This window comes from Marinobacter mobilis (genome assembly GCF_900106945.1).
Taxonomy (GTDB): domain Bacteria; phylum Pseudomonadota; class Gammaproteobacteria; order Pseudomonadales; family Oleiphilaceae; genus Marinobacter; species Marinobacter mobilis.
In genome coordinates this window covers 195,885-220,397 of the sequence record NZ_FNNE01000009.1, presented here as the reverse complement: position 1 = coordinate 220,397, position 24,513 = coordinate 195,885, and the positions used below count along the sequence as shown (strand labels likewise).

Here is a 24,513-nt window from a genome sequence, read left to right as displayed (position 1 = left end):
CCTGTCATTCTGCATTCAGATCGCGGTAGTCAGTTCACCAGTGGCGATTACCAACGCTTCCTTGGCAGTAATCGCGTGGTAAGTAGTATGAGCGCTGTCGGGCACTGCGGCGACAATGCTGCTTGTGAGGGGTTCTTCGGAATACTCAAGCGCGAGCGTGTTCATCGCCGGCGCTATCGAACCCTGGATGAGGCAAGGGCCGACATATTCGATTACATCGAGCGATTCCATAATCCGAGGATGCGACGTAGAGTTGCCACTCAGGATCGGAAGCTTTGCACCGTTTTATAACCGTCCGTGGAAACGGGGTAGAACCCGACCGGCTGGCCGGCCAGTTCGTTGGTTAGCGCATCTTGAACGATGGGTTCCTCCAAACTGGTCCAGTGTTGGGGGGAATAAAAGTAGCTCCAGGAAAGGTAGCTGTGCCCTTGAAGGTTGGGGAGGGCCCTGGCACTGATCTCATCGAGGCTTAAAGAAATGACCGCAGGAAGGGTGCGGTCGGCGTGTTGCTGGTACCCCTTATCCATCGAGTGGAAAAAGCCCGTATTGCTATCACCGTTCAGCATGTTGATGACAAAGTCCGCGCCGGACGCGAAAATTTCCCGGGGTAGGCTGTCGAATTCCTGATTACCTAACTCAACATAGTGCTCGCCGACCACCTCAAGGCCAATCCTCGGGCCTAACACGTTGATGATAAAGCTGAGCGATCTGGGGTACGTGTAATCTGAGCCGACCAGAAAAAGCTTGGTTCCAAACGCCTGCCGGGCCCAGGTTAACGCGGGAAACAGCTGCTGATTTGGGGTGGAGCCGGCATAGATGATGTGTTTCGATTGCTCCAGTCCCTCGTACTGGACGGGATACATCAGAAGGGAGTCATAACGCTCGATAATGGGTTTTACGGCTTGCCGGCTCGATGACAGCCAACAGCCAAAAATCACCGAAACCGACCGGTCTCGCAGCAAGGTTTCGGCTTCTTTGGCAAACGTCTCGGGATCGGATTGTCCATCGGCAAGGATCATCTCAAGTGGGCGGCCAAGAACGCCGCCCTGCCGGTTGGTTGCATTGACCATGGCCCGGATGACGGCCACCTCATACTGCTCACTTGCGGCCATGGTACCGGTTAAAGAATGCAGGACGCCGATCCGGATGGGGTTAACCGGCTTCTGAAGGCTGAGCGCTATGCTGGTCAGTATGACCGCTACTAACAGGAGGAGGCCGCCAACACGTTGCAATCTTGTGTTTTTCATCGTTACGCTCATGTCTCACTTGCCGTCAGGGACGCCAGAGCCGGCAACAGATCACCTGCCTGTTACACACTAAATCTTAGTTGCTGAATGCAATTATGTGTACACGTTTGCGATGGTGTTCCGCTTTTGCCGGTTAATGCCTCCCCCCGTTGCAGCCACAAGGTACCGATGGGGCGGTCCCATTTTCTTCCTCGCCGAAAGGGGCGATTAAATTGATGGTTCTCAATGAACAAAAACGCTGCTTTATGATCGAAGTCGGACTGAACACAGGAAAGGTGGGCTAACAGAGCCTCGATTAGCTGCCTTTTACAGGCAGTTTTCAGATCCGAAGGAGACGTAATGCTAAGTGTTAATGTTGGACCTCTTGCCCTGTCTATGGGGCAGGTGTTGTTGATCCTGGGGTTTATTATTGCCCTGCTGGTTGGGGCCATCGCGGGCCGTAAGGCGAGTATTCCTGTTGCCAGTCCTCTGTCAGACATCTTGCTGGCCGCTATGCTGGCGGCCCGAATTGGCTTCGTCGTCCGTTATTTCGAGCATTACCAAAGCGATTTACTGGGTGTGATCGATATTCGGGACGGTGGTTTTGATTGGGTCTCCGGGCTGATTGGCGCCTTAGCCATGCTGGCCTGGAAACTCTGGCGTCAGCCAGCCATTCGGCGGGTGCTCGGGCGTGCCGCAGCCGCCGGGTTTCTGACGTGGGGTTCGCTCACCCTGCTGATCGCCCTCGTCGAAGGCTCGGCGAGGGGAATGCCGGAGACGCCGCTGGCGGATCTCGACCGCCGCCCCGTTGTCCTGTCTGACCTCGCGAACGGTAAACCTATGGTGGTGAACCTCTGGGCAAGCTGGTGCCCGCCGTGTATCCGGGAGATGCCAGTGCTCGAACAGGCACAAAAAGATTATCCGGACATCACCTTTGTGTTTGTGAACCAGGGAGAGCAGCCAGAGACCATTCAGCATTTTCTCAACCAGAATAAGCTGTTACTGGATAACGCATTCGCAGATGTTGGCGCGAGCATGGGACGTACGACCGGTAGCCATGGCCTGCCGACCACCCTGTTTTATGACGCCGATGGGCGGCAGGTGAGTGCCCACATGGGTGAGCTGTCCGCTGCCTCCCTGGCTTATAACCTTGAGCGTTTTAAGTAGCTTGCCCCTTTTCTCTGTTCATGGAGTGTTCATACGCTGGTCACAAGGAACGTTCACTTTAGGCCAGGCGGCCCCTTTAACACGCCCGGTAACAGCAGGCATTTCGTGGTTACGAAGCCACACTCATTGAACCTAATATGACCTGGAGCAAGACTCGGCCGGACTGTTTGACGTTCAATCTGTATGTCATAACGGACTGGAAGCCGCCAAGCGATGGTGTAAGGACGTTCTCGATGATCACCCGCGCCGATTGTTCGATAGACGGTGGCCGTTTTATTGATTGAATGAACACCACCAACCGAAATGAGTGCCGCCTTACTGGCGGGCTCGCTATTACTGCAACCTAAACAGAAGGAACTGAGCCATGTTCACTGATACGTTCAATATTTCCGCCGAACCTGTAAACCGCCTTAACAAGCTGGTGATGAGCACCTACGAAGGCATTGTTGATGCCCAGATGGCCAGCCTCCGTGGCTACATGGGACTGATCGAAGACCAGACCAAGTCGGCCGCGGGTATCCGCGACTTCGAGGGGGTAAAGAACTTTGTCGAAGAACAACCGGAGCGTTTCAACCAGCTGGTGAAGCAGATGTCTGACGACTTCCAGCAGTATGCCAAGGTCGCCGAAGAGTTCCGCAACGAAGCCAGCCAGCTTCTCCAGGGAGCGGTCAAGCCTGAAGCAGAGGAAGAACCGGCTGCTCCAGTAAAGCCGGCTTCCGCCAGCCTGAAAAAGGCAGCGACCGCCAACAACTGATTTCCTTTTTCGCCGTAAAAGGGTGGCCAGCCAGCGGGTTCTGCCCGGTGGCTGGCCAAATCGCGTTCAAATTTGAGGTCTACGATGGAACTGTTGCCGAAATTTGCGAAAGACTACCTGAAACACGTCACAGTCCTGGCGAAGTTATCGCGGGACACCGTCGCCAAAGGACTGGCTCCCGGCAAGCTGGCTACCCCGGACAACTCCTTTGTCCTGGATGTAACCTCCAGCCTGACCGATGCCTTTCGCGAAGCCATCGTCGATCCAGGCAAGGTCATGCAGGACAACCTCGAGCTGTCCCTGAAGTACTGGCAACTGGTGCAGAATGTTGCCTTGACCACCATGCGCCAACCCACCGATCCGGTCGTGGCCCCAGAGCGCAGCGATCACCGCTTCGACGACGAGGCATGGGCTCGGAACCCGTTCTATTACGCCATTGCTCAGCTTTACCTGATCAATGCCCAATACCTGGATAAGCTTACCCAGGACCTGGATGGGCTAAGCGATGACAGCCGCCGTCAGCTTACGTTCCTGGTGCGCCAGTTCGCCAACGCCCTGGCACCCACCAACTTCTTCATCACCAACCCGGAGGCGGTCCGCAAATGCCGTGAGACCTGGGGGCTCAGTGTGGTCCGGGGGCTGGAAAATTTCTATCGGGACATCCTACGAAGCCGTCAGTTACTCAACGTATCCATGACGGACGAGCAGGCCTTTCGGGTCGGTGAGAACATTGCAACCACGCCGGGTGAGGTGGTGTTCCAGAACCGGCTGTTCCAATTGATTCAATATCAGCCGACCACCGAAACCGTTCACCAACGACCTCTGCTGATCGTGCCGCCGTTTATCAACAAGTTCTATATCATGGATCTGGCTGAGAAGAATTCCCTGGTACGCTGGCTGGTCAGTCAGGGCCACACCGTGTTCATGATGTCCTGGGTCAACCCGGATGAATCCTATCGCGACACCACCTTTGAGGATTACGTGCAGGAAGGCGTATTGACCGCCATGGATGCCGTCGAACAGGCGACCGGTGAGCGCGAACTCAATACCATTGGTTACTGCGTTGGTGGCACCTTGCTTGCCACCACGTTGGCCCATCTCAAGAAAATCTCCGATAATCGCGTCAGATCGTCCACATTTTTTGCAACTTTAATGGATTTTTCTGACCCAGGGGAGATTGGTGTTTATCTTAACGAGAGGGTCATCCAGGCCCTGGAAACCTACATCGACAAGATCGGCTATTACGATGGCCGTTTTATTGCCCTGAGTTTTTCCTCCCTGAAAGAAAACAACCTGATCTGGTCCTACTTCGTTAACAACTACCTCAAGGGTGAGCCGCCGCTGCCGTTTGACCTGCTGTACTGGAACTCAGACTCCACCAACCTGCCGGCTGCGATGTACAAGTATTATCTCCGCGAGATGTATGTGAACAACAAGTTGCAAGAGCCCAATGCCCTGACCGTTGCAGGCACCCCCATCGACCTGACCAGCATCGATACACCCGCCATGTTCATTTCGGCCCAGCAGGATCACATTGCATTGTGGAAATCGACGTATGCGGGCTACAAATTGTTCTCTGGTGAGAAACGTTTTGTGTTGGGCCAGTCCGGGCATATTGCCGGCATCATCAACCCGCCGGAGCCAGGCAAGTACGGCTATTACGTCAACGACAGCGAGGCCGAGAGCCCCGAGGCATGGTTCGAGCAAACTACCCACCATAAAGGCTCCTGGTGGCCAAGCTGGCAGGACTGGGTCAGCCGCTTCCAGGGCGATGAGGTAGCGCCCCGTATTCCCGGTGATCACAAGCTGACGGTGATTGAGGCGGCGCCTGGCAGCTACGTCAGGAAGCGACTGGTCTAGGTCTGGCGTCGGGCGGCAGGACATGATCACCCTGACCAAAAGGGTCCTGCTGCCCGACCGGGTTTACCGTCAGGGTTTCGATGACTGGATGCCGACCTCTGCCAAGGCAGGAACGCGAGGGAAATCGAGACCGGTACGCGCGACGTTATTGAAGTAATTGGTCAACACGTTGTGCGCAATGTTGGCCGCAATTTCGGCGACCTCACCGTCACTGATTCCTGCCCTGCGAATGGCTTCAAGGGATTCGTCGGCCACATGTCCCCGGGTCTTGAGGACTTCCTGAACAAACGACAGCACTGCCTGGCTCCTTGAGTCCGCTGACCTGCCTTGACGCGCAGCGATAATCTCATCGTTGGTGAGGCCAGCGATTTTCTCGCCGATCAAGCTGTGCGCGGCCAGACAGTATTCGCAACCGTTGAATTCCGCCACGCTCAGGGCTATGCGTTCCTGCAAAGCCGGCCCGAGAGATCCGGTGCCCAGGTTTTCGCCCAGGTTCAGGTAGCTGCTCAGCGCCTGGGGACTGTTGCCCAGTAAAGCAAAGAGATTGGGAACCGATCCGAGCTTCTTCTTAACCTCGCCTAAAAGTTCCTGGGAGCGGGTCGGCAGGCTGTTGATATCCGGTGTTTGAATGCGTGTCATGGTAGTTACCTCTGTGTCTTCAGTTTTGGGGTTGGAATGAACCAGGGAGGCTGAAAGGTTCAGGTGCCCCGGTCCGATTGCTCTGTAATGGCGTTCTTGTGAAGCGCGTCAGCCGGTTGTGGGGAGGCGCGCAGCGTTCATGAGTGATCAGCGGGGAAGGCGGCCTTCAATGAATTGCCCAGGGCCCAGAAGGATGCGGCGAGCAACGTCAGGTCTTTGAGCAGGAACTGTCCGGGGACCACGGAAATGGCTGCGGGACCCACGTCGGGCAGAAAGACACCAGGTGTAGAGAGAAACAGGGTCAACGTTAAGAGAAACGTAACGACCGCGCCTGCAGCACCAATCGCTGCCAGTTTTGGCAAGAAAAACCGGAGGGACAGCAGGACCGCGATGGTCACTTCGATCGTTCCAATGACGGCTGAAGCGACTTGCACGCTGAAGAAGTGATAAAGCACCTTCAGGAAGGGACTGTTCGCAACAAGACCTTCAATGGCCTGTGCTTCGTATGATGAAAATTTCATCAGTCCAAACCATAAAAAAACGATAACCAGCGAAAAGTAGAGTGCTTTAGGCGCTAACGTGCTGTGGATGTGGTCGATCCATTGGTGAACTGTGGTCATAACTACTGCCTCCGTAATAGGAATGTTGTGTGTTTACGGAAGCTATAGTAGTGATATGATCGATCCTTTAGGTGTCATAAAGGATCTTAAATTTACCAATTCGTCTCATATTTTAGTGAAGGGAGCCTGGCAATGGCTGATCGATTGTCCCCACTTCTCAAACGCTTTGATCTCAACGCTCATGTATTTTTCAGTGGGGCACTCTGCGGTGCGTCTGAATTCAGCGCTGCTGAGGGGGTGGGGCATTTGCACCTGTTAAGGGCGGGGCATCTCGAACTGCTGGCGTCCGGGGGCCAGCAGGTGATGTTAACCGGCCCGGTCGCCGTGTTGTTTCCGAGGCCGATGAACCATCGTTTAACCAGACCGTTTGACGACGGTTCTGAGCTGGTCTGTGCCACCATCGATTTCGGTCATCTTATCGGTAACCCACTTCTTGCCGCATTGCCCGATCGGTTGGTTTTACAGCTGGAGGATTTGCCGGAACTCCATGGCTTGATTGAACTTCTGTTTGCTGAAGCCCTCTCGGATCTGTGTGGTCGCCAATCGGTGCTGGACCGTCTGACCGAAGTTCTGCTAATTCACATGTTTCGAAGTGTGATGGACCGCGGCCTGATTGAAACCGGATTGTTTGTGGGATTAGCCGACCAACGTCTGGCCAAAGCGTTGACCGCTGTCCACGAAGACCCCGCTTATCCGTGGACACTTGAAGCCCTGGCCCAAACCACGGGTATGTCACGGGCTCGGTTTTCAGCGCATTTTACCGCAACGGTGGGCATTCCAGCCGGAGAGTATCTGGCGCGCTGGCGCCTTGCGGTTGCTCAGTCACTGCTCAAGAAAGACTTGCCTGTAAACCTGGTTGCAGATCGATCCGGTTATAGCAGCGCGCCTTCGTTCTCAAGGGCGTTCTCCCAAAGAGTGGGTTTGAGTCCGAGCGAATGGAAGAAGCGCACGACGGACCCCAACGCTTGAAGGCCTCAGGAGGAGGGCCAGACGGGAGATCGGTATACCGGTCAGCCCTTTTTTCTGTGCCAGAGGCTTCCCAGATATTTTTGCGCCTTCATGTTGACGCCTACCAGGACAGCCGCATGCAGCGCACTCCTCACCTGAAATGCTGTCCGCCAAAAGCCGCCATGGTTTGCTCCGAACATAAACAGCTCCTGGGGATTGTCGAGCTGTACGTCGGGATTTGCCACCGATTCCTCGGCGATCATGTCGTAGATCAATAGGCCCGCCATCAGTGACCGGTTGGTGTCAGGCTCAAAGGCTTCAATACCAAACAGGGCGCAGCCTTCGTAGCCGAGCTCAAACAACTTGTTGCTCGTGACCGATGCCGTCATGGTCGCTGCGGCGACATTGGCCGACACACGGTGACCTTGCTGCCGTGCGACAATGGCCCGCCACCGCTGGATGTTTTTTGCGAGGTTATAGTTTGGCCCCTGTTGCGGGACCAGGCTGTCAATGAGGCCGAACTGGCGTCCGTTATCGGACGATACCCGGGACACCAGGTTGGGTTTGAACATGTGCTTGCGACGGCCCGCCGCTCGGAGCCTTCCCGGAAATCCGCCCCCACAGACGCTGCGGGCATACGCCCGTTCGGAGGCTTCTGCCGTCTCCTCCGGGATTGCGAACACATCGGTTGGCGTTAACATAAACGCAAATGCGTTTCTGGGATCCCTGGCCAGCACTGCCTTTACAATGGCATCCATGGCCACGGCCAGTGATACATGTTTCGCGCCATCCAGGTAAGCATAGGCGCCGACGGTCATCGGCCCCGGCAGGCTGCAGAGCCATGTGCGAATCTCCGGAGTTTCGGTTAACAGATTCGCACCGGCGCTCGCCGCGAGCTCCTCATCAGACAGCTCGGTGGAGTAAGGCTGATGCATCGGAAACAAGAGTGTACCCGGCAATTCCCGTGCGCAGGCGATCAGCTTTGCCCAGATTTGAGGGCGATCAAGGTCAACAGCGATCACCGTTGCACCGAGTGCCAGCAGGGTCAGGCAGGGACCCATTTCGGAACTGGCTCCGAGCAGCGCAAAGCGATGCCCCCGTATTTCGGTCGCCAGATCCCGTGTCGAGATATCACGCAGGGCCTGTGCACAGGAGGGTTCTATGATGCCTTTCCGTTCCCACGCGTTCACCTGGGTGGTGAATGCTTCTCCGCTGAGGCGATCTCCGCGGTAGGGCATCTCGAAGCGACGGTTTGTCACGGCGCCGGTGCCTTCGACACAGCCTGTATGCAACGTGCTCTCGGTGTAGCGGTCCATGGCTTGCGAAAGTAGCTGCTCCGTTCCGCCTCGGGAAAAACGAAAGCCGTTGTGGACGGCATCCAACCCCTGTTCGGCAATCTGGAGCGAGTGAGCGGTGTTTGCCGAACTCAATGCAGTCAGTTTTGGCGCATGCCGGTAATAGTTCTTGCGCCACGAGCGCTCGGCAAGTATGGCTTGGGCGGACTCGTCGCTGACGCCTGCCAGCGCAGCGGCCATTACCTGCTTACCAAAATCGGAGGTGCTGCGCTGATTCTGTCCATTTAACGGAAAGCATACACCGGTGTTCTGATGAGTTCCGTTTCCGGGATTCTTTCCCTTCATCAGCTAAAACTCCTCTAACGGGTTTTGGTAACTATGTGAGCGGGTCGCAGGGGCGGTTGAACTAACGCATCAGTCATGAGCAACCTAAATAACAGGCGGCATCGTAACCAACCGACGGTCGACTGACTACCGAGTCCGATCGTGAACATTGCACAGAATGGTGGTTATTTGATCAATTTTAGACTTATGTCGGGGGGCGGGGGCGGTTTTCTGGGGACAGGCTGACTAAACGGGTGAGATGCTGACCCACAGAGCGCCAAGCAGAACCACAACCCAGAAAGCTAATCGCAAATAGTTTTCCTTGTTAGGCTTTACTCCAACCTCCCTGTTGTCATGACTGGCATCAGCTTCCTTGATCCGGTTTTGCCAGATTTGTACGTAAACGGTTGAGCCAAGCTTGTCTATTAAACGCTTAATCATCGTTAGATCTTTCGTCAACGAAAGTGGTTGAAAAACGTCTGGCGACAGCGAGTGTTTATTGGCAAAACCCGGGGGGCAAGGATCCGTTAAACGGTACCCACCATCCGCTGGTCAGCCATTGGCCGCGCCTGTTCCTGGTGATAACCGATCACTCTATTTCGCCCGGATGCTTTGGCGTGATACAGCGCATGGTCGGCCGCTACAAACAACGCTTCGGCTGACTCAAATTGACCATCCTGCAACGATGCCACGCCAAGACTGGCGGTGAGGGCAAACGATGGGCCGGTTTCCTTTTCAATGGCACACCGAATTCTCTCCGCAACAGCGATCGAGTCTGCTGTGGATGTCTCCGGTAAGATGACGACAAATTCTTCGCCCCCGTAGCGACAAACTGTGTTCGGTTTGCGAACCGTGCTCTTCAGAATACCGGCGACCGCTTTCAGGGCTGAATCACCTCGGGCATGTCCGTGGCTGTCGTTGAAATGCTTGAAGCGGTCAATATCAATGACGACCAGCGATAGATCCTGGGAATTCTGGGCCGCCCGTGTGAATTCGATGGTCATCTGGTCATTGAAATAGCGACGGTTATAGAGCTGGGTGAGGGCATCGGTGAAGGATTCTGTCTTCAACTCATTCAGACGGCTGGCCACGGCCAGGCTAAGCAAAACCATTTCAATCAGCGAACCGATCTGGAACGCATTTTGGGTGAAGAAGTTGTGGGGGAGCAGACCAAAGGTTTTGGCCATATAGAGGTATACCGAAAATAGCAGGGCGCTAAAGGCGATCATGTAATACCGCGCGGTGCCGGTCCCGCGAGCCAGGGCCAAAACACCCAGCACCAGCATGTGAACGCAGATCGCAACGGTCAGCACCGATAAGGGAATAATCATCAGGTGGTAGTTTACGAACGGCGATACAACAGTCGCGACCAAAGCCCCTATCTGCAGGAAGTACGCGATGGCATCTCCCTTCGGCGTGATTTCAGAGGTATTCAGGATGGTCCGGCTAAAGAGGGTGCCGCCAAACAGGGAAACCCCCAACAGGACCAGCAGCCCCTTGTTCAGCAATAGCGGAACATCCGGCGCCAGGAACTGGAAACTGATGCCGTTATGGATCGACATATACAGCCCGTAACTGGCCAGATAAACCAGGTAATAGGCAAAGGCACGTTCCCGAACCGTTAAATACATGAACAGGTTGTACAGCAGCAGCACGATAAAGCCGCCGTAATAGATACCCAGGGAAAGGTATTCCCGCAAAGCCATGTTCATGATGTCGACAGGATCATGGACGAACAGGCCGATATTCATCGCTCCCTGGCTTTGGAGGCGAATATAAAGCGTACGTTCGCTATTGGCAGGAAGTTCCACCGGCAGCAGGAAGAGCCGGTGATCAACGGGGCGGGTATGGAATGCACGGTTGTCCCCGGTTTCTATGTGCCGTAGCTGCCCATCCTTGCCGGTATACCAGGCATCAAGCCAATCAATAAGCGGATAATCCTGGCGAACGACCACCTTGCGAGGATGATCATCGGGATTTACCAGGGACAGGCGCACCCACCAGGCCGAGTTACTAAAACCAAAATTTGAGGACTCGCCGTTAAGGGGGCGGAAATTGGACGCAAATGCTTCAGAGGAAACCTGCTCGAACGTCAGCTGAGCGCTCGGGTCCTCAAACAGTTCAAAGTGATCATCAAGTTTCAGACGGTCGACGCCAACAATGTTGGCCGGCGGCACGCTCGTCGGCACGGCGACATCCTGCCCTGAAATCACCGACAGGCCCGCAGCGTTGGCCACCATCGACAGCAAAGCAAAACCTGCCACGAGAACGACTACACAAAGACGCATACCAATCCTAGCCAACGTGGTTTCCGGGCCAAAAAATCAGAGGAGGAAACAGACAATCGACCCACTTAATGGCCCCACATAGTAGCTTCAAGGCCGCCTTGTTTATAGAAAAAATATCGAGGTAACCGGTGGTTTCAGGCCCCCGGAGTTTTGGGTTCCGTTTCCTGTTCGTGCGGATGACCTGAAATTAACTCTGTCCCGGTTTTCAGGGGAGGGACCATCACAACCTACGGTTGCAGCAAGTTGGTGTTGCCTATTGTCTGCGACTGGCTAATGGGTGCCCGGGTATTCGACGCTCAGTACATGTTATTTTTATAGTCAAACTCCAGGCCCTTCTCCATAGCACCCGGTAAAGACACCGCTGCACGAGCAACCTTTGCTGCTAACGAACGTTCTTTACTGCTTTTAACGTGGGCCTTAAAAATGTCTGAAGGTACCAAATCCTTGGGCTTTGTTTTGGCAGGCCACAGGGCCGAATTGGAAATCGCCAAGCTTGACCGTATGCGCATTGAGGCTGGCGTTATTTTTGTAATGAGTTTTGGCGTCTTTCCCTGTATCTCGAATTGCTGCAAGAGATGCTCATCAGTACAGAGCTCTGCGGTACCCCTAAGCTCCAGGAGACCGTGACAGCCTGGCACCAAGGCTATAATGCTAACCTCTGGCTGCTCAATAATGTTGCGAAAACTGTCTATTCTTCGGTTGCCTGGCCGATCAGCAAAACAAATAATCCCATCTTCTTCTCGCATAAGAAAATTTTCTGGATCACCTTTGGGGCTAACATCGGCTTGCCCGCTGCTGTTAATGGTTGCCAAAGCCAAAAACATAGACTGCTTTATAAAGTCCGATATTTCAGTAAGCGATGGTCCTATTGACTGCGGCGACCAGAAATTGGATCGGCGGAATGCCTTGGCGCAATGTAAATAACACTCTTGTACATCTACGGTCAGCCATCCATCAGCGATACCAGAGACCTTGCCATTAACGCGCAAGGTTTCTTCCATACCGCTCACCATAAACAGCGCACCAAAAGACACATCATGCGTAATGACACAGTCATCGTCTAACGCAGCCACAGGAATCCGAAGATTCCCGGAGTCAGAAATTGATGCAAAGCCTTGTTCGCCGCCCGCTGCAGTGAGCTGAATACCCCCGGCATTACCAAAAGCAAGAAACGCGAATGTGGAATATCTCAACCAACGAACGCCATGGGCGTCAATATGGTCGATGACTTTAAGGTCTCGAGGAGCGGGGAGTTTACCGACTATCTTCTGTACCTGGTCAATGCTGGTCAGTTTCATACCGACATGGCTCCTACATTTTTTGTTCTGCTCCCACCCACAATAAAATGGGCGCGTGCCATTTGTTAAACCCTCTGAACTCTATCGGAGTACGGAAACCTGGGCCATCGATTACGGGGCCAGTTTCGCCTTTAGGGGGGGAGCGACCATCGAAACCGGGACAGAACTAGTTTCGCATGCCTGAAAAGCGAGGAGTCTGGAAGTCAGGTCATAAAAAATCTGTCCCGGTTTTTCCGTCATGTCAGACAGCGGGCGGTTTATACTGTTCCCGGCCTTGACGGGTGAGAACGCTGACTTTTTTCATGCAGGCTATGACCAAAGGCAGCACGCCAATAAAAATCAAGGTTGAAACAGTGGCTGCTATGATGGTGCTTAGTAAATCATGTCCAGACAGCTGGTCTGTGATGGCGAAATCAAGATATAAAAAATAAATTGTCAGAGGTACGATAACTGCCGCACCGGCGGTTGCTAAAGCCATACCATTCTTGTGGTTTAGCCTGACAATGATCAATGCTGGAACGATAGCGGTGACGATCTCGACGACCAACGAAGAAAGCAGGTTAAATAACCAGGGGTAGTTGCTAAAAAACCCTTCATTCGGTAGTGAAACCTCATGTCCAACATAACCGATGAGTCCCATACCAATAAAACAATAGGCTAATCCAAGTACAAACGTTATAGAAGCTACCATCTTTCACTATTCCTTTAATGATGTTAATCCGTGCATGGCGGGGTCAGGTCCTGCTGTCAGGCCGGGTAGGGTAACAATCAGCAGCTGGGCACGATAGGGGGCTGGAGTGCGTGTGTCCTTTTAAATCCTTGTAATCCTTGATCAGCCTTCCGGTTCTTTACCATTTCTGTGATTGATTCAGCCGCCGCGTTAGCACTTTTCTGACTCCGCGATGACCAGAAGAGCCATGGGCGACCGCGTGTCTGGGTGGCGAGGCTCAGCCAAGTCGATGACGGCGTAACCACTATCACGTAATAGAGCGACCCACGAGCCAAGAGTGCGAAAGTACCACGGCATGCGCTGCCATGAGCCCTTGAAGTCCCGAAAATCTTCCTCTCGCCAACCGTCACAATAAGCGCCGTCCACTGACCCGGGGTGTACCGTCTGGATCACCACTTTTCCTCGTGGAACGAGCAACTGCCTGAGGGCTCGCAATAGCGCAGCAATGTCCTCCTGAAGTAAGGCGAAGTTAGCCGCAATAACATCGAAGCCGTTGCCTATCTGAGGGCAGCCGCCGGCAAGCTCTGAATAGGTGCAGACGTGAAATCGGCCACCTCCCGCAGACTGAGCGGCATCAATTAACCCGGGTGAACCGTCCACACCCTCGCAGTCAACACCTTGCCCGGCGAGCGCCCGAACCAGCCAGCCTTCACCACAGCCTAAGTCGAGCACTCGCCGTGGTTGTTGCGCGAGCACGGCGTTGACGATGGATTGATCGGTTACGAGTCGGCGGCTTTCGATGCCACCCTCACGTACGGTGGCTGTCCAGACGTCGGCATTCGCAATCCAGCTCTGCGCTAAATCGGTTGATTGATCAGAACGATTACTCATCCTGCAGTACCTTCAGAGTTAAAAGACTTGCGGTACTAACGCTCGGCTCATGGCGACCGATTGATTATTCAAAATCGATCTGACCCCTTTTAGCTTTTTAGTTTCGTCCGACTTCCCTGAGTTGTTAAATTTGAACCATCCGATCCTCTTGGGAAGGTTGTCGAACTGAACAATCAGGTTGCTGAGTGTCTATAGTCGGTCTGCCGCTAAGGCCCAAAAACATTGTTTTTTCTAAAGACGACCATTTTGTGACGATTTGATAAGTGCAGTTCTTTTTAAGAATTGCAGAAACTGTCGAGTAGGTGTAATAGTCAATTTGACCAGAACCATGGACATAAAGAATTTTTATTTCATAGTAACCTGGAACAAGTGACACCTTGTTGGCTCCTGGAGCAACTCCCCACTCACGCGGAAGAGATTCACCGTTGATTTCAACGATTCGTGTCATTTCGTTCGCCAGAGTGCCATCCCGATAGGCATAGCGTCCCTCAATAATGACCTTTTCACTTGGATGCAAAGCCTCACCACTGTGAAACTGAACATATCCGCCATCATTGCTCAGGCGCCCTGCGCAACCAGTAATCAACAACAAAACCGATAAAACTACCAATTGCCTCATAGTTCCCTCTTTGAGGATTTAACGCCAGCAATAAACGGCGCCCTGACAAGGGCGTCCGGTGGAGGCCGTAGGCCGGAACGAATTTAATTGCCTTGTTATACGCTGTCCGAACATTCTTCCTTACTGGTCATTTTCAATTCTAAATAACTTGTCATTCTCTGAAAGTTTTACAATAAAATAATCTTCGTTATCTAGTTCACTCGGCAATTTATCCTTCAATATCGAAGCAACAAACTGCAAGCCATTCTTATTCACAAGGTCAGCTATCTTTAGTAGTTGATTATCATGCATAAGCTCTTTTTTATCGTTTAGCAAGAAATGCATACAAGGAATATTTTCTTCATCAGCAAAGAGCGTGTAGGCTATGTCAAAACAGGAAATTTCACCCTGCTTTTTACCGGAACTGAAATTGGTATTAAAGGCGCTAAATTTATAAAGTTTTTGGCCCTTTTTGTTAACGACTTTATCGTACTTAAGGGCATACTTTTCACCGTAGAGGGCTTCGGATGTTGCTGAAAAGTGCTCATTAAACTTATTCACTTGTTGTTTTACTATCGCCTCAAACTCATCCGAGAACAGCTCTTTATCTATATCATTTAATTCAGATTCATACGTTTTAATATTTTTCTCTACTTCATCTAGCTGTTTTATAATGCTTTCATACTCACCTTTATCTCGATACTTAGCATTAAGCTCAGCGATTAGGCTTTCCAACTCTTCAAAAGAAGAGCTTTTAGAAACAAGATCTGCAATTTCTTGCTCTTTTTTCAAGAGTTTCCTTAAATCTGCACTCTTACTATTAATCTTTCCTTCAATAACAGGGAGCTCTTTAGAAATATACCCAATACGTTCTTGGATCATTTGATTGTGATATATAACCAAATCCTCAAAGGTTTTTTGTAATCCATCAATGTTAGTAGAAGCCTGGTTATATATTAACTCTAGCTGAGCCAAGTCAATTTTTGAGGAGGCCGAAGAAAGTTCATCCTTAGTCTCTTCTATAAGGTTTTTTCTTATATTAAGGTTACCAACATCCTTGCTTAATAAATTAATTTCATATCTCAGCTTGTTAAGACTATTCAAATCTTCCTCAAAATTCTCATTGACATTCAAAGAAGACTTCTTTTTATCTAGATCTTTTATTTCAATCTCTATTAACGCTAGCGCTGCTTCATATGCTGATTTGGTTTGTACTTTTTCGATACGCTTCTTGAAAGTATTTTCTTGTTGTATTTTTTGTAGAATTTCCTGCTTCGTGCTGCCTTTAGAGAAATCGCAACCTAATAGAAAAAGATATAGTGTCTCGTATTCAGCATCACTCGTATACTTATCAAGAGTTTTCAAAGTGTTAGAAACACTCAAATCACTATAGCGAATGTTGTGAGAAATGATCTGGCGAAACGTCGGTTTCTTACCGACCTGACTAGGAAAGAAGAGCTCGGTAAGCTTATCTTCAAACTCGCTCTCGGTATAAGGTTCTCCATCTATTCTTCGAACTATATTCTTTCTGGGCAAAAAATTTCGCTCAATAACTACCGACCTAGCTTTTTCATCGTCCAGATCTTCAGTTATATATAGAAAAACAGAGATTTTATTCTCTACGAGATAGTCCCTGACTAAAGTATAGATTTCCTTTTTATTTTCTGGATCTTCATAAATTATCTTGGGTTTTGCACCAAGGCAGAAATCTACCAACTTTAATACGGTTGTTTTTCCGACACTATTTCCAGTTACTTGGCCGTCGCTTTCGTCAACAATGAGGTTGATACCTTTATGAAAAGGTATTTCCCGAATCGCTTCTCCAGATTTTGATATTACGAGTTTTTCTATGAACATAGCTCGACTTCGCCCGAATTTAAAACAGCAGCATCAATTAGATATAGCCAATCGAGGCATAATACAAACAATGGAAACGACATTTCCTTCACGCCTTTCGATTTTTCGTAAAGCTCGAAAATCTCCATTCTTCCATTATTCTGGAGAACCTGGAGCACAATCGCACCATTATAATAGACACTATTATCGGGGTGAATGTTATCAGGAAGCAGCATACATGTACCCTTCCGGACTTTCCATTATCTTGCAACGAATAAATGCATCTACAACTAATATATCGATGCACAATTCAAGCTCATCTATTGGAATTTGCGAGTAGTTTGCACTTTCAATAACCTTACCCTTGAGTACCTCAATGACAGAAAAAAACACCTCATCAGGACTTCCAGAGTCCTTTTTATTTAGGTACTCGCGCTTGATTTTGGCCAATACTGAAGTACTTTTGTTACTTCCCATGCTGTCAAATTCAGAATATTTCGAATCCACTTTACCATGATAAAGGCAATATTCTTCAATCAAGCATTTCGCTTTATCAAGCTGGTTATGTAGGATTTTTCTATCGATCTCAAATTTATGAACTGGCTCAACATGGGAATCATCATTCCAGTCTTCTTTCGCCAATATATTTATAATCATAGCGAGATTTGAATCAAGTTTTACTGCATCTATTTCGCTGCCCAGTTCATTTTTTACGAACTCATAGACCTCTTTCTGTTCCACTATCTTTTTATTTAAAACCTCATCTAATATTGATCTTGTATCCAAGATATCTGAGGTCGGGGAAAAAGATATCCCATGCGGGTTTTTGAAGTTCATCTTTCTTAAATTAGAAGCATCTTTTGAGATTGATAAAAACAAAAACCTATATGATGGGAATTTTTTAATTATGTCCTTGCCTAAAGCGGACTCAACTTTGGCCTTTGTAGAGGTAGCAGAAACCTGCACAATTAACATGTTTTTATGATCTATAAGATCTATCGCCTCAACATTTTGCAATGTTTTATTCAAATTCTCCAGTGCATAGCCATATAACAAATTTAAAAAATGCAAATAGAAGCTCTCAGAATGCATGTGCAGTTGCAACAGATTGAGCTTACCATTGGTATCAATCCTGATCGCCAATGCGTGGAGTTTTTCATCGATATAGTTGTAATATAATGTTCTGTTCATTTCGCAACACCCTACACCATTCTCAGAAAAACAACACCGCCCCTCTTAATGAGGGCCTGACCGTTTAAATATTTTCTCATGATTAAAATAATATTGAAAACCCCAAATCGGAATTCTACTTTTCAGCGGTTACTTCTCACTAACTCCCCACGTGCATAATTATTAAACTGCCATTTTTCATAATTCTTAATTTCAGAACTCCTTTACTTCCACTTTGGGTAGATCGCGGAAACTGATGCCGTGTCGTATAACAGCGTATTAGACCGAACGCTTCATTATTGCAAAAGCGTGACTTCTGCATTTTTGCGCGTCGTTATTACGCAAAAATATAGAATCTGCAATTGAAACAGTCAAAAAATTCAGGGTGTTGCGATCCATGTCCTTCTGTTGTTCGTAATATCACCGCGTAATAACGACGCGTTCAAGCGATTACATCTCACCCAAAACAAAAAGGCCCGGGAGCGTTTGCTGCCGGGCCTTCTGTTCAGCGCTTCTGGTTGTTCACCTCAGCCGCACTTGCTGTCCCCACAGGAGAGGCAAGTCGCACAACCATCCATTACGATCACCGCCTTGGTGTTGCACTTGCCACACATGGTGGCATTAGCGGGGTAGTCGCTGGTGGTGTCGTCGTTGGTGGCCGACTTCTGGCTGGATTCAAACTCAGCACGCTTTTCGGCGAGGATGCGTTTGGTGGCTTCGCTCATTTCCTCGCTTTCCAGCAGGCCGATCGCCTTCAGGTGCTTCTCGATGACGGCGCCGATTTCAGCCACCAGTGACGGCATGAATACGCCGCCCTTTTTGAAGTAGCCGCCGTTGGGGTCGTACACGGAGCGCAGCTCTTCCACCAGGAAGGTCACGTCGCCACCCTTACGGAATACCGCGGAAATAACGCGGGTGAGGGCGATAACCCACTGGAAGTGTTCCATCGACTTGGAGTTGATGAACACTTCGTAGGGCTGACGGCTCTCGTGGTCGGTGTCTTCGTTGAGCAGGATGTCGTTGATGGTGATGTACATCGCGTGCTCAGCCACCGGCGGCTTGATCTTGTAGGTGGTGCCCAGCAGGAAGTCCGGCCGTTCGATGGTTTCGTTCATCAGAACCGGCTTGGGCGCGTTGTCCTGCGGCTGCGGGCTCTGGGGCTTCTGTTCGTCGGCCTTGGTCACCCGGTAACCGACGATGTTCTTGGTGATTTTTACAGTCATGGTTGTTGTCCTGTGTCGGTTGTCCGGATTAGTACTTGCCGTAGGTGCCTTCTTTGAGGGCATCAAACAGGTTGGCGGCGGTGTGGGTTTCACCGTCGTATTCTACCTCTTCGTTGCCTTTCAGGGTGACCTTACTGCCATCATCCAGAGTAAATTCGTACAGCGTGTTCTCCAGATCCTTCTCTTTAACCAGTACGCCCTGGAAGGCTTCCGGGTTGAAGCGGAAGGTGGTGCAGCCCTTCAGGCCCTGATCGTAGGCGTACATATAGATGTTCTTGAAGTCCGGGTACGGGAAGTCTGTCGGAACGTTCGCCGTTTTGGAAATCGAAGAATCTACCCACTTCTGGGCAGCCGCCTGAATGTCGACGTGCTGATCCGGGGTAACGTCGTCAGACGTGGTGAAGTAGTCCGGCAGCTTCTTGTCAGCGTCGTCGGAGAACGGCATGGCGCCCGGATTAACCAGTTCGCGGTAGGCCAGCAGTTCAAAGGAGAACACATCGACCTTCTCTTTGGTCTTGCGGCCTTCACGGATGATGTTCCGTGAGTAGTGGTGTGAGAAGCTCGGCTCAATACCGTTACTGGCGTTGTTGGCCAGTGACAGGCTGATGGTACCGGTCGGGGCGATGGAGGTGTGGTGGGTGAACCGACCACCTTTTTCGGCCAACTGGGTGACCAGCTCCGGCTCCACTTCTGCGATACGCTGCATGTAGTTGCTGTACTTGGCGTGCAGTACACGGCCCTTGATCTTGTCGCCTTCCTTGAAGCCGTCGGCCTTCAGTTGCGGGCGCTTGGCCAGCATTTTCGGGGTAACTTCAAAGTCGTCGTCCATGATCGGCGCAGCGCCTTTTTCTTCGGCCAGGGCCAGGGACTGGCGCCAGCCTTCAATGGCCATCTCGCGAACGACTTCTTCGGTGAACTTTACGGACTCGTCAGAGCCGTAAGGCATGCGCAGCATGGCCAGGGTGGAACCGAGGCCGAGAATGCCCATGCCGTGGCGGCGCTTGTAGGTGATTTCGTGGCGCTGTTCGGCCAGCGGCAGACCGTTGATCTCTACCACGTTGTCGAGCATACGGGTGAAGGTGCCGACAACCTTGCGGTACTTCTCGTAGTTGAAGCTGGCCTTGTCAGTGAACGGGTAGTCAACGAACTTGGTCAGGTTGACTGAACCCAGCAGGCAGCTGCCGTACGGGGGCAGGGGCTGTTCGCCACAGGGGTTGGTGGCACGGATGTCCTCGCAGAACCAGTTGTTGTTCATCTGGTTAACCTTGTCGATCAGGATGAATCCTGGCTCGGCGTAGTCGTAGGTGGAGGTCATGATGGTGTCCCAGATCAGCCGCGCTTTCAGGGTGCGGTAGATCCGGCAAGCCACTTTGCCTTCGTCGTTTGCCACGTAGCCGTTGGTGACCGGGAAGTCGCGGTAGGTAAAGCGGCTGGCGTCTGTGAGGTCCAGGCCTTCTTCGTCGGCTTCTTTCTGGGTGACGGGGAAGGACAGTTTCCAGTCGTCGTCGTTCTTGACGGCTTCGATGAAATCTTCGGTGATCAGCAGGGACAGGTTGAACTGACGCAGACGACCGTCTTCGCGCTTGGCCTGAATAAAATCGATGATGTCCGGGTGGTGAACATCAAAAGTGGCCATCTGGGCACCGCGGCGGCCACCGGCAGAGGACACGGTGAAGCACATGCGGTCGAAGATATCCATGAACGACAGCGGGCCAGAGGTGGTGGCACCGGCGCCGGCCACGTAGGCACCCTTGGGACGCAGGGTGGAGAACTCGTAGCCGATACCACAGCCTGCCTTGAGGGTCAGGCCGGCTTCGTGGTTTTTCTCCAGGATGTCGTTCATGGAGTCGTTAATGGTGCCAGACACTGTACAGTTGATGGTCGACGTGGCTGGTTTGTGGGCTTCGGCACCGGCGTTGGAGGTGATACGGCCAGCCGGGATGGCGCCGTTCTGCAACGCCCAGACAAACTCTTTCTGGTACTTGGCACGGACAGACTTGTTTTCCACCTGGGAAAGGGCAGCGGCAACGCGCTGGTAGGTGGCTTCAATATCTTTATCGACAGGCTCGCCGGTTTTGGTCTTGAGCTGGTATTTGCTGCTCCAGATGTCCAGTGAAGCGTCCTGCATTGGAATTGTTGTTATTACTGCCTGTGCCTTAGCGTTCATGTTTGCCCTCTGACTTCCCAATAGTGCCAACTTGAAGGCGACGTACCCAACAGTGTTGTCCTGCCAGTATACGACGTCTTACCCCAGAAACCTGTTTAATGAATCTTCAAAACCGATCTTCGCACTGCTGTTTTCGTAACCACTATATCTGGTGGTCGTGTGTTAACCGTTGACTGGCCCTGTGTTGACCCGCTTGTGGCGGTGGTGGTGCAACGTTGACAGGAAAGGACGATTGGTTACGAAATAACGGATTTGGTTAATAATAACCCAACATGTTGGTGCGATTTCGGAAAGTATAACAGGATATAGTGGTGTGTGAAGAAGGTGACGACTATTAAGCTTTCCCTGATCTGATAGAAAATTCAATGGAAAAACACTTGCATCGGCGAAAAGTCAGGCGCCACTAAGGGTTGCGGAAAATGTTGAAACAGACACTACATCTTGTGTATGAAAAATGGTCGATACAAGTGCGTATATGACGAAACCGGGCCAAAACAGGGCGTCGGATTGTCAATGGCATAAGGGGCATTCAGGCGGATTTTTCGGCACGAAGTTCGGTGGCCTTGCCGCGCGATGTGTGTGAGGGCAATGTGGCCAGTGGGACAGGGACAGGGACAGGGACAGGGACAGGGACAGGGGCAAGGAGGCCCCTGACCGGGATAGCCAATAATCAGCCCAGCAGCAGGCTGTCGTCGTCGAGCTGCAGGCCACGCTGTTGTTCGAACAGGCCCAGCAGGTCTTTCACTTCCAGACCTTCGCGTTCATCGCCGGCAATATCGAACACCACCTGGCCCTGGTGCAGCATGACGGTGCGGCTTCCCACATCCAGTGCCTGTTTCATGCTGTGAGTGACCATCAGTGCGGTGAGCTTCTGCTCGGCGATGATGCTCTGGGTCAGTTCCAGCACAAAGTCCGCGGTCTTGGGGTCAAGGGCGGCGGTGTGCTCGTCCAGCAACAGAATGGCGGAAGGGGTCAGGCTGGCCATCAGCAGGCTGACGGCCTGACGCTGCCCGCCGGACAACAGGCCCATCTTGTCGCCAAGACGATTTTCCAGCCCGAGCTTGAGGGTGGCAAGGCTGCTGCGGAACTGGTCCAGGTAACGAGCCTTGACCGCGGAGGTGAGTCCCCGGCGCTGTCCCCGTTTGATGGCCAGCGCCAGGTTTTCCTCGATGGTGAGTCCTTCACAGGTGCCCGCCAGTGGATCCTGGAATACCCGGGCGACGCGCTGGGCGCGGCGGTGGGTGGGCAGCCTGGTGACGTCCTGGTTGTCGACAATGATGGTACCGCTGTCCACCATGACCTCACCGGCGAGGGCGTTGAGGAACGTGGACTTTCCTGCGCCGTTACTGCCAATTACGGTGACAAATTCACCCTGGTTGACGGTAAGGCTCATGCCCCGCAAGGCCGGGTTTTCCAGCGGTGTACCTTTTCCAAAGGTCAGTTTGAGGTCGCTTGCACTGATCATGGTTAACCTCCGTCAGGCCTTGTTGCGGGAAAGGCGGGAAACGACCGAACTGCGAACACCCGGCAATACGATGGCCAGGGTGACCAGTACCGCGGTGATCAGGTTCAGGTCCTGAGCCTGGAGTCCCATGAAGTTGGCGTTGAGCGCCAGGGCAATGGCCAGACGGTAGAGAATGGCACCGACCACACAGGCAAGCAGGGCGCGGAAGACCGTGGACGGTGTAATCATCGCCTCGCCGCCAATCAGCGACGCCAGACCAATCACGATGACGCCAACCCCCATGGTGACGTCCGCCGCGCCCTGGCTCTGGGCGAACAGGGCGCCGGCCATGCCAACCAGTCCGTTGGACAGGGCGACGCCCAGCACCACCATGGCGCCAGTGGCAATGCCCTGGGCTCTGGCCATACGGGCGTTGGCGCCGGTGGCCCGCATGGCCAGACCGGTTTCGGATTTCATAAAGCGCCATAGCAGGATCAGGCAGACCACGGCGACGATGGCAAACAGCACCACCGGTACCTGGTGGAAGGCGAGCCCCACGTCATACCAGGGTGTCAGTACGGTCTCTTCGGTCAGCAGGGCCACATTCGGCCGACCCATAATCCGCAGATTGACGGAATACAGCGCGATCATGGTTAGGATCGAGGCCAACAGGTTGAGAATCTTGAGCTTGACGTTCAACAGTGCGGTCACCGCACCTGCGGCCATACCGGCCAGAATGGCGGCGCCGGTGGCCAGCCAGGGGTTGACCCCGTCGATGATCAGGATGGCGGCAACGGCGGCGCCAAGGGGAAAGCTGCCGTCTACCGTGAGGTCTGGAAAATCCAGCACCCGGAATGAGATATAGATGCCGAAAGCGACCAGACCGTAAATGAGGCCGGTTTCAATGGCGCCGTACAGAGCAATTTCACTGAGCATGGGTAGGTATTCGCTGTGAGAGGGTTCCGGGCCAGCCCTTGTGAGGCCGGCCCGTCGGGTTTGGCGTATTAAGGATTATCGGATACCACTTCCTGAGCGGAGCTGACCAGCTCGTCGGACAGGGTTATGCCCATGCGCTCGGCTGCGGCCGGATTGACGAACAGGTTGAGGCGGTCAACGCTCTCGACAGCGATATCGCCGGGGTTGGCGCCTTCAAGAATATTGGCAACCAGCACGCCGGTCTGGCGACCGTGATCGTAGTAGTCAAAGCCCAGAGCGGCGACTGCGCCACGGCTGACGGTGGCTGTGTCGGCAGCAAAGACCGGAATCTTGGCCCGCTCGCCTACTGAGACCACGGCTTCAGCGGCACTGATTACGGTGTTGTCGGTGGTGAGGTAGATGGCGTCGGCCTTGCCCACCAGGGAGCGGGCGGCACCGAGAACCTCGGAGGTCTTGGTGGCTGGCGCCTTCACCAGTTCCAGGCCGCGGGCGGCCAGGCGTTCTTCGAGCAGTTCAACCAGGGAGACGGCGTTGGCTTCGCCCGGGTTATAAACGGTACCGATGCGGCGCGCATCCGGCATGATGGACTGCAACAGGTCGATATGGCGGTCGATGGGCAGCATGTCGGTCACACCGGTAATGTTGGCGCCCGGTTGCTCCAGGTTGCTGACCAGCTTGGCACCCACCGGGTCGGTGACGGCGGCAAACACCACCGGCAATTCACGGGCGGCGGCGGCAACAGTCTGGGCGGAGGGGGTGGCGATGGCCACAATGACATCCGGGCTTTCGCCGACAAATTTGCGGGCGATCTGGCTGGCAATGGCGGCATTGCCCTGCGCGCTTTCGTGCATGATCTGCAGGTTTTCACCATCGGTATAGCCGCGCTCACCAAGTTCGTCCCTGACGCCCTGATAAACGGCGTCAAGCGCCGGGTGCTCGACAATCTGGGTAATCGCCACCACTTTCTGGTCTGCGTGGACCAGACCAGCGGCCGCCATGACGGCTGCGCCAATAAGGGTACGGAAGTTCCGCTTGGCCATATGCCGGGTCTCCTGGAGTCAGTTTTTAAGGTTATAAAGCGTTCAAGTTTATCACAGCATTTCGGGGTTGGCTGTTGCGGGGTGAGCCATCGGGCCGGAACCGGCATGGGGGATTTACC

General features: G+C 52.6%; 22 protein-coding genes. 5 read left to right on the top strand and 17 right to left on the bottom strand.

The annotated features are described in order from the left end of the window. Positions 1–291, top strand: a 291-nt coding sequence (locus BLV11_RS14930; RefSeq protein WP_139173244.1) for an IS3 family transposase, incomplete at its 5' end; no start/stop codon positions are given. Here the strand turns inward: BLV11_RS14930 and BLV11_RS14925 are convergent. After that, complete coding sequence (locus BLV11_RS14925; RefSeq protein ID WP_091816318.1) at positions 261–1,259, bottom strand: transporter substrate-binding protein; 999 nt, start codon at positions 1,257–1,259, stop codon at positions 261–263. The genes BLV11_RS14930 and BLV11_RS14925 overlap by 31 nt on opposite strands. A 327-nt stretch (positions 1,260–1,586) precedes the next feature. Here BLV11_RS14925 and BLV11_RS14920 point away from each other — a divergent pair, with 327 nt between their 5' ends. The 3 genes from BLV11_RS14920 (at position 1,587) to phaC (ending at position 5,007) form a co-directional block, all read left to right on the top strand. Next, positions 1,587–2,393, top strand: coding sequence for a TlpA disulfide reductase family protein (locus BLV11_RS14920; protein WP_091816314.1), 807 nt, complete (start codon positions 1,587–1,589; stop codon positions 2,391–2,393). 364 nt (positions 2,394–2,757) lie between these two features. Continuing rightward, complete coding sequence (locus BLV11_RS14915; RefSeq protein ID WP_091816310.1) at positions 2,758–3,147, top strand: phasin family protein; 390 nt, start codon at positions 2,758–2,760, stop codon at positions 3,145–3,147. A gap of 84 nt (positions 3,148–3,231) precedes the next feature. Next, positions 3,232–5,007 carry a class I poly(R)-hydroxyalkanoic acid synthase gene (gene phaC, locus BLV11_RS14910; protein ID WP_091816306.1) on the top strand — a complete coding sequence of 592 codons (1,776 nt, stop codon included), beginning with the start codon at positions 3,232–3,234 and terminating at the stop codon, positions 5,005–5,007. A gap of 69 nt (positions 5,008–5,076) precedes the next feature. Here phaC and BLV11_RS14905 read toward each other — a convergent pair whose 3' ends face one another. Both BLV11_RS14905 and BLV11_RS14900 read right to left on the bottom strand, forming a co-directional pair. Then, the gene (locus BLV11_RS14905; protein ID WP_091816302.1) at positions 5,077–5,646 is read right to left on the bottom strand and encodes a carboxymuconolactone decarboxylase family protein; all 570 of its coding nucleotides are present in this window, start codon (positions 5,644–5,646) and stop codon (positions 5,077–5,079) included. A 137-nt stretch (positions 5,647–5,783) separates the two neighbouring features. Further along, positions 5,784–6,266 carry a DUF417 family protein gene (locus BLV11_RS14900; protein ID WP_091816299.1) on the bottom strand — a complete coding sequence of 161 codons (483 nt, stop codon included), beginning with the start codon at positions 6,264–6,266 and terminating at the stop codon, positions 5,784–5,786. A gap of 132 nt (positions 6,267–6,398) precedes the next feature. Here BLV11_RS14900 and BLV11_RS14895 point away from each other — a divergent pair, with 132 nt between their 5' ends. Beyond that, positions 6,399–7,235: an AraC family transcriptional regulator gene (locus BLV11_RS14895; protein WP_091816294.1), complete on the top strand. Its 837-nt coding sequence runs from the start codon at positions 6,399–6,401 to the stop codon at positions 7,233–7,235. 41 nt (positions 7,236–7,276) lie between these two features. On the opposite strand, the gene BLV11_RS14890 is transcribed toward BLV11_RS14895, so the two are convergent. The 14 genes from BLV11_RS14890 to BLV11_RS14825 all read right to left on the bottom strand — a co-directional run bounded on the left by BLV11_RS14890 (position 7,277) and on the right by BLV11_RS14825 (position 24,394). After that, positions 7,277–8,854, bottom strand: coding sequence for a hypothetical protein (locus tag BLV11_RS14890; protein ID WP_091816291.1), 1,578 nt, complete (start codon positions 8,852–8,854; stop codon positions 7,277–7,279). A 506-nt stretch (positions 8,855–9,360) separates the two neighbouring features. Next, positions 9,361–11,121: a diguanylate cyclase gene (locus BLV11_RS14880; protein ID WP_091816283.1), complete on the bottom strand. Its 1,761-nt coding sequence runs from the start codon at positions 11,119–11,121 to the stop codon at positions 9,361–9,363. 296 nt (positions 11,122–11,417) lie between these two features. Next, a complete protein-coding gene (locus tag BLV11_RS14875; protein WP_091816279.1) occupies positions 11,418–12,419 on the bottom strand; it encodes a pyridoxamine 5'-phosphate oxidase family protein in 1,002 nt (333 codons plus the stop codon). A 241-nt stretch (positions 12,420–12,660) separates the two neighbouring features. Then, positions 12,661–13,110: a hypothetical protein gene (locus tag BLV11_RS14870; protein WP_091816276.1), complete on the bottom strand. Its 450-nt coding sequence runs from the start codon at positions 13,108–13,110 to the stop codon at positions 12,661–12,663. A gap of 189 nt (positions 13,111–13,299) precedes the next feature. Then, a complete protein-coding gene (locus BLV11_RS14865) occupies positions 13,300–13,980 on the bottom strand; it encodes a class I SAM-dependent methyltransferase (protein ID WP_091816273.1) in 681 nt (226 codons plus the stop codon). Between the two features lie 124 nt (positions 13,981–14,104). Continuing rightward, on the bottom strand, positions 14,105–14,599 hold the full coding sequence (locus BLV11_RS18245) for a hypothetical protein (protein ID WP_139173243.1): 495 nt from the start codon (positions 14,597–14,599) through the stop codon (positions 14,105–14,107). Positions 14,600–14,719: 120 nt separating this feature from the next. Next, the gene (locus tag BLV11_RS14860; protein ID WP_091816270.1) at positions 14,720–16,435 is read right to left on the bottom strand and encodes a DUF2326 domain-containing protein; all 1,716 of its coding nucleotides are present in this window, start codon (positions 16,433–16,435) and stop codon (positions 14,720–14,722) included. Beyond that, entirely contained in the window at positions 16,426–16,650 is a 225-nt protein-coding gene (locus BLV11_RS18640) for an ABC-three component system middle component 6 (protein WP_091816267.1), read from the bottom strand. The genes BLV11_RS14860 and BLV11_RS18640 overlap by 10 nt, the downstream gene beginning before the upstream one ends. Next, entirely contained in the window at positions 16,637–17,605 is a 969-nt protein-coding gene (locus BLV11_RS14850) for an ABC-three component system protein (protein ID WP_091816263.1), read from the bottom strand. The genes BLV11_RS18640 and BLV11_RS14850 overlap by 14 nt, the downstream gene beginning before the upstream one ends. A 506-nt stretch (positions 17,606–18,111) precedes the next feature. Then, a complete protein-coding gene (locus BLV11_RS14845) occupies positions 18,112–18,807 on the bottom strand; it encodes a TSCPD domain-containing protein (protein ID WP_091816259.1) in 696 nt (231 codons plus the stop codon). A gap of 28 nt (positions 18,808–18,835) precedes the next feature. After that, the gene (locus BLV11_RS14840) at positions 18,836–20,974 is read right to left on the bottom strand and encodes an adenosylcobalamin-dependent ribonucleoside-diphosphate reductase (RefSeq protein ID WP_091816254.1); all 2,139 of its coding nucleotides are present in this window, start codon (positions 20,972–20,974) and stop codon (positions 18,836–18,838) included. 670 nt (positions 20,975–21,644) lie between these two features. Next, a complete protein-coding gene (locus tag BLV11_RS14835) occupies positions 21,645–22,439 on the bottom strand; it encodes an ABC transporter ATP-binding protein (RefSeq protein WP_091816250.1) in 795 nt (264 codons plus the stop codon). Positions 22,440–22,451: 12 nt separating this feature from the next. Beyond that, entirely contained in the window at positions 22,452–23,354 is a 903-nt protein-coding gene (locus tag BLV11_RS14830; protein ID WP_091816247.1) for an ABC transporter permease, read from the bottom strand. A gap of 68 nt (positions 23,355–23,422) precedes the next feature. Continuing rightward, positions 23,423–24,394: an ABC transporter substrate-binding protein gene (locus tag BLV11_RS14825; protein ID WP_091816243.1), complete on the bottom strand. Its 972-nt coding sequence runs from the start codon at positions 24,392–24,394 to the stop codon at positions 23,423–23,425. Positions 24,395–24,513 lie beyond the last annotated feature (119 nt).

What these genes read in the sequence shown, in the direction of transcription:
- BLV11_RS14880 (WP_091816283.1), bottom strand. Translation starts at nt 11,121, where the DNA reads ATGCGTCTTTGTGTAGTCGTTCTCGTGGCAGGTTTTGCTTTGCTGTCG.
- phaC (WP_091816306.1), top strand. Translation starts at nt 3,232, where the DNA reads ATGGAACTGTTGCCGAAATTTGCGAAAGACTACCTGAAACACGTCACA.
- BLV11_RS18245 (WP_139173243.1), bottom strand. Translation starts at nt 14,599, where the DNA reads ATGAGGCAATTGGTAGTTTTATCGGTTTTGTTGTTGATTACTGGTTGC.
- BLV11_RS18640 (WP_091816267.1), bottom strand. Translation starts at nt 16,650, where the DNA reads ATGCTGCTTCCTGATAACATTCACCCCGATAATAGTGTCTATTATAAT.
- BLV11_RS14870 (WP_091816276.1), bottom strand. Translation starts at nt 13,110, where the DNA reads ATGGTAGCTTCTATAACGTTTGTACTTGGATTAGCCTATTGTTTTATT.
- BLV11_RS14835 (WP_091816250.1), bottom strand. Translation starts at nt 22,439, where the DNA reads ATGATCAGTGCAAGCGACCTCAAACTGACCTTTGGAAAAGGTACACCG.
- BLV11_RS14920 (WP_091816314.1), top strand. Translation starts at nt 1,587, where the DNA reads ATGCTAAGTGTTAATGTTGGACCTCTTGCCCTGTCTATGGGGCAGGTG.
- BLV11_RS14850 (WP_091816263.1), bottom strand. Translation starts at nt 17,605, where the DNA reads ATGAACAGAACATTATATTACAACTATATCGATGAAAAACTCCACGCA.
- BLV11_RS14825 (WP_091816243.1), bottom strand. Translation starts at nt 24,394, where the DNA reads ATGGCCAAGCGGAACTTCCGTACCCTTATTGGCGCAGCCGTCATGGCG.
- BLV11_RS14925 (WP_091816318.1), bottom strand. Translation starts at nt 1,259, where the DNA reads ATGAGCGTAACGATGAAAAACACAAGATTGCAACGTGTTGGCGGCCTC.
- BLV11_RS14830 (WP_091816247.1), bottom strand. Translation starts at nt 23,354, where the DNA reads ATGCTCAGTGAAATTGCTCTGTACGGCGCCATTGAAACCGGCCTCATT.
- BLV11_RS14845 (WP_091816259.1), bottom strand. Translation starts at nt 18,807, where the DNA reads ATGACTGTAAAAATCACCAAGAACATCGTCGGTTACCGGGTGACCAAG.
- BLV11_RS14860 (WP_091816270.1), bottom strand. Translation starts at nt 16,435, where the DNA reads ATGTTCATAGAAAAACTCGTAATATCAAAATCTGGAGAAGCGATTCGG.
- BLV11_RS14875 (WP_091816279.1), bottom strand. Translation starts at nt 12,419, where the DNA reads ATGAAACTGACCAGCATTGACCAGGTACAGAAGATAGTCGGTAAACTC.
- BLV11_RS14895 (WP_091816294.1), top strand. Translation starts at nt 6,399, where the DNA reads ATGGCTGATCGATTGTCCCCACTTCTCAAACGCTTTGATCTCAACGCT.
- BLV11_RS14905 (WP_091816302.1), bottom strand. Translation starts at nt 5,646, where the DNA reads ATGACACGCATTCAAACACCGGATATCAACAGCCTGCCGACCCGCTCC.
- BLV11_RS14900 (WP_091816299.1), bottom strand. Translation starts at nt 6,266, where the DNA reads ATGACCACAGTTCACCAATGGATCGACCACATCCACAGCACGTTAGCG.
- BLV11_RS14865 (WP_091816273.1), bottom strand. Translation starts at nt 13,980, where the DNA reads ATGAGTAATCGTTCTGATCAATCAACCGATTTAGCGCAGAGCTGGATT.
- BLV11_RS14890 (WP_091816291.1), bottom strand. Translation starts at nt 8,854, where the DNA reads ATGAAGGGAAAGAATCCCGGAAACGGAACTCATCAGAACACCGGTGTA.
- BLV11_RS14840 (WP_091816254.1), bottom strand. Translation starts at nt 20,974, where the DNA reads ATGAACGCTAAGGCACAGGCAGTAATAACAACAATTCCAATGCAGGAC.
- BLV11_RS14915 (WP_091816310.1), top strand. Translation starts at nt 2,758, where the DNA reads ATGTTCACTGATACGTTCAATATTTCCGCCGAACCTGTAAACCGCCTT.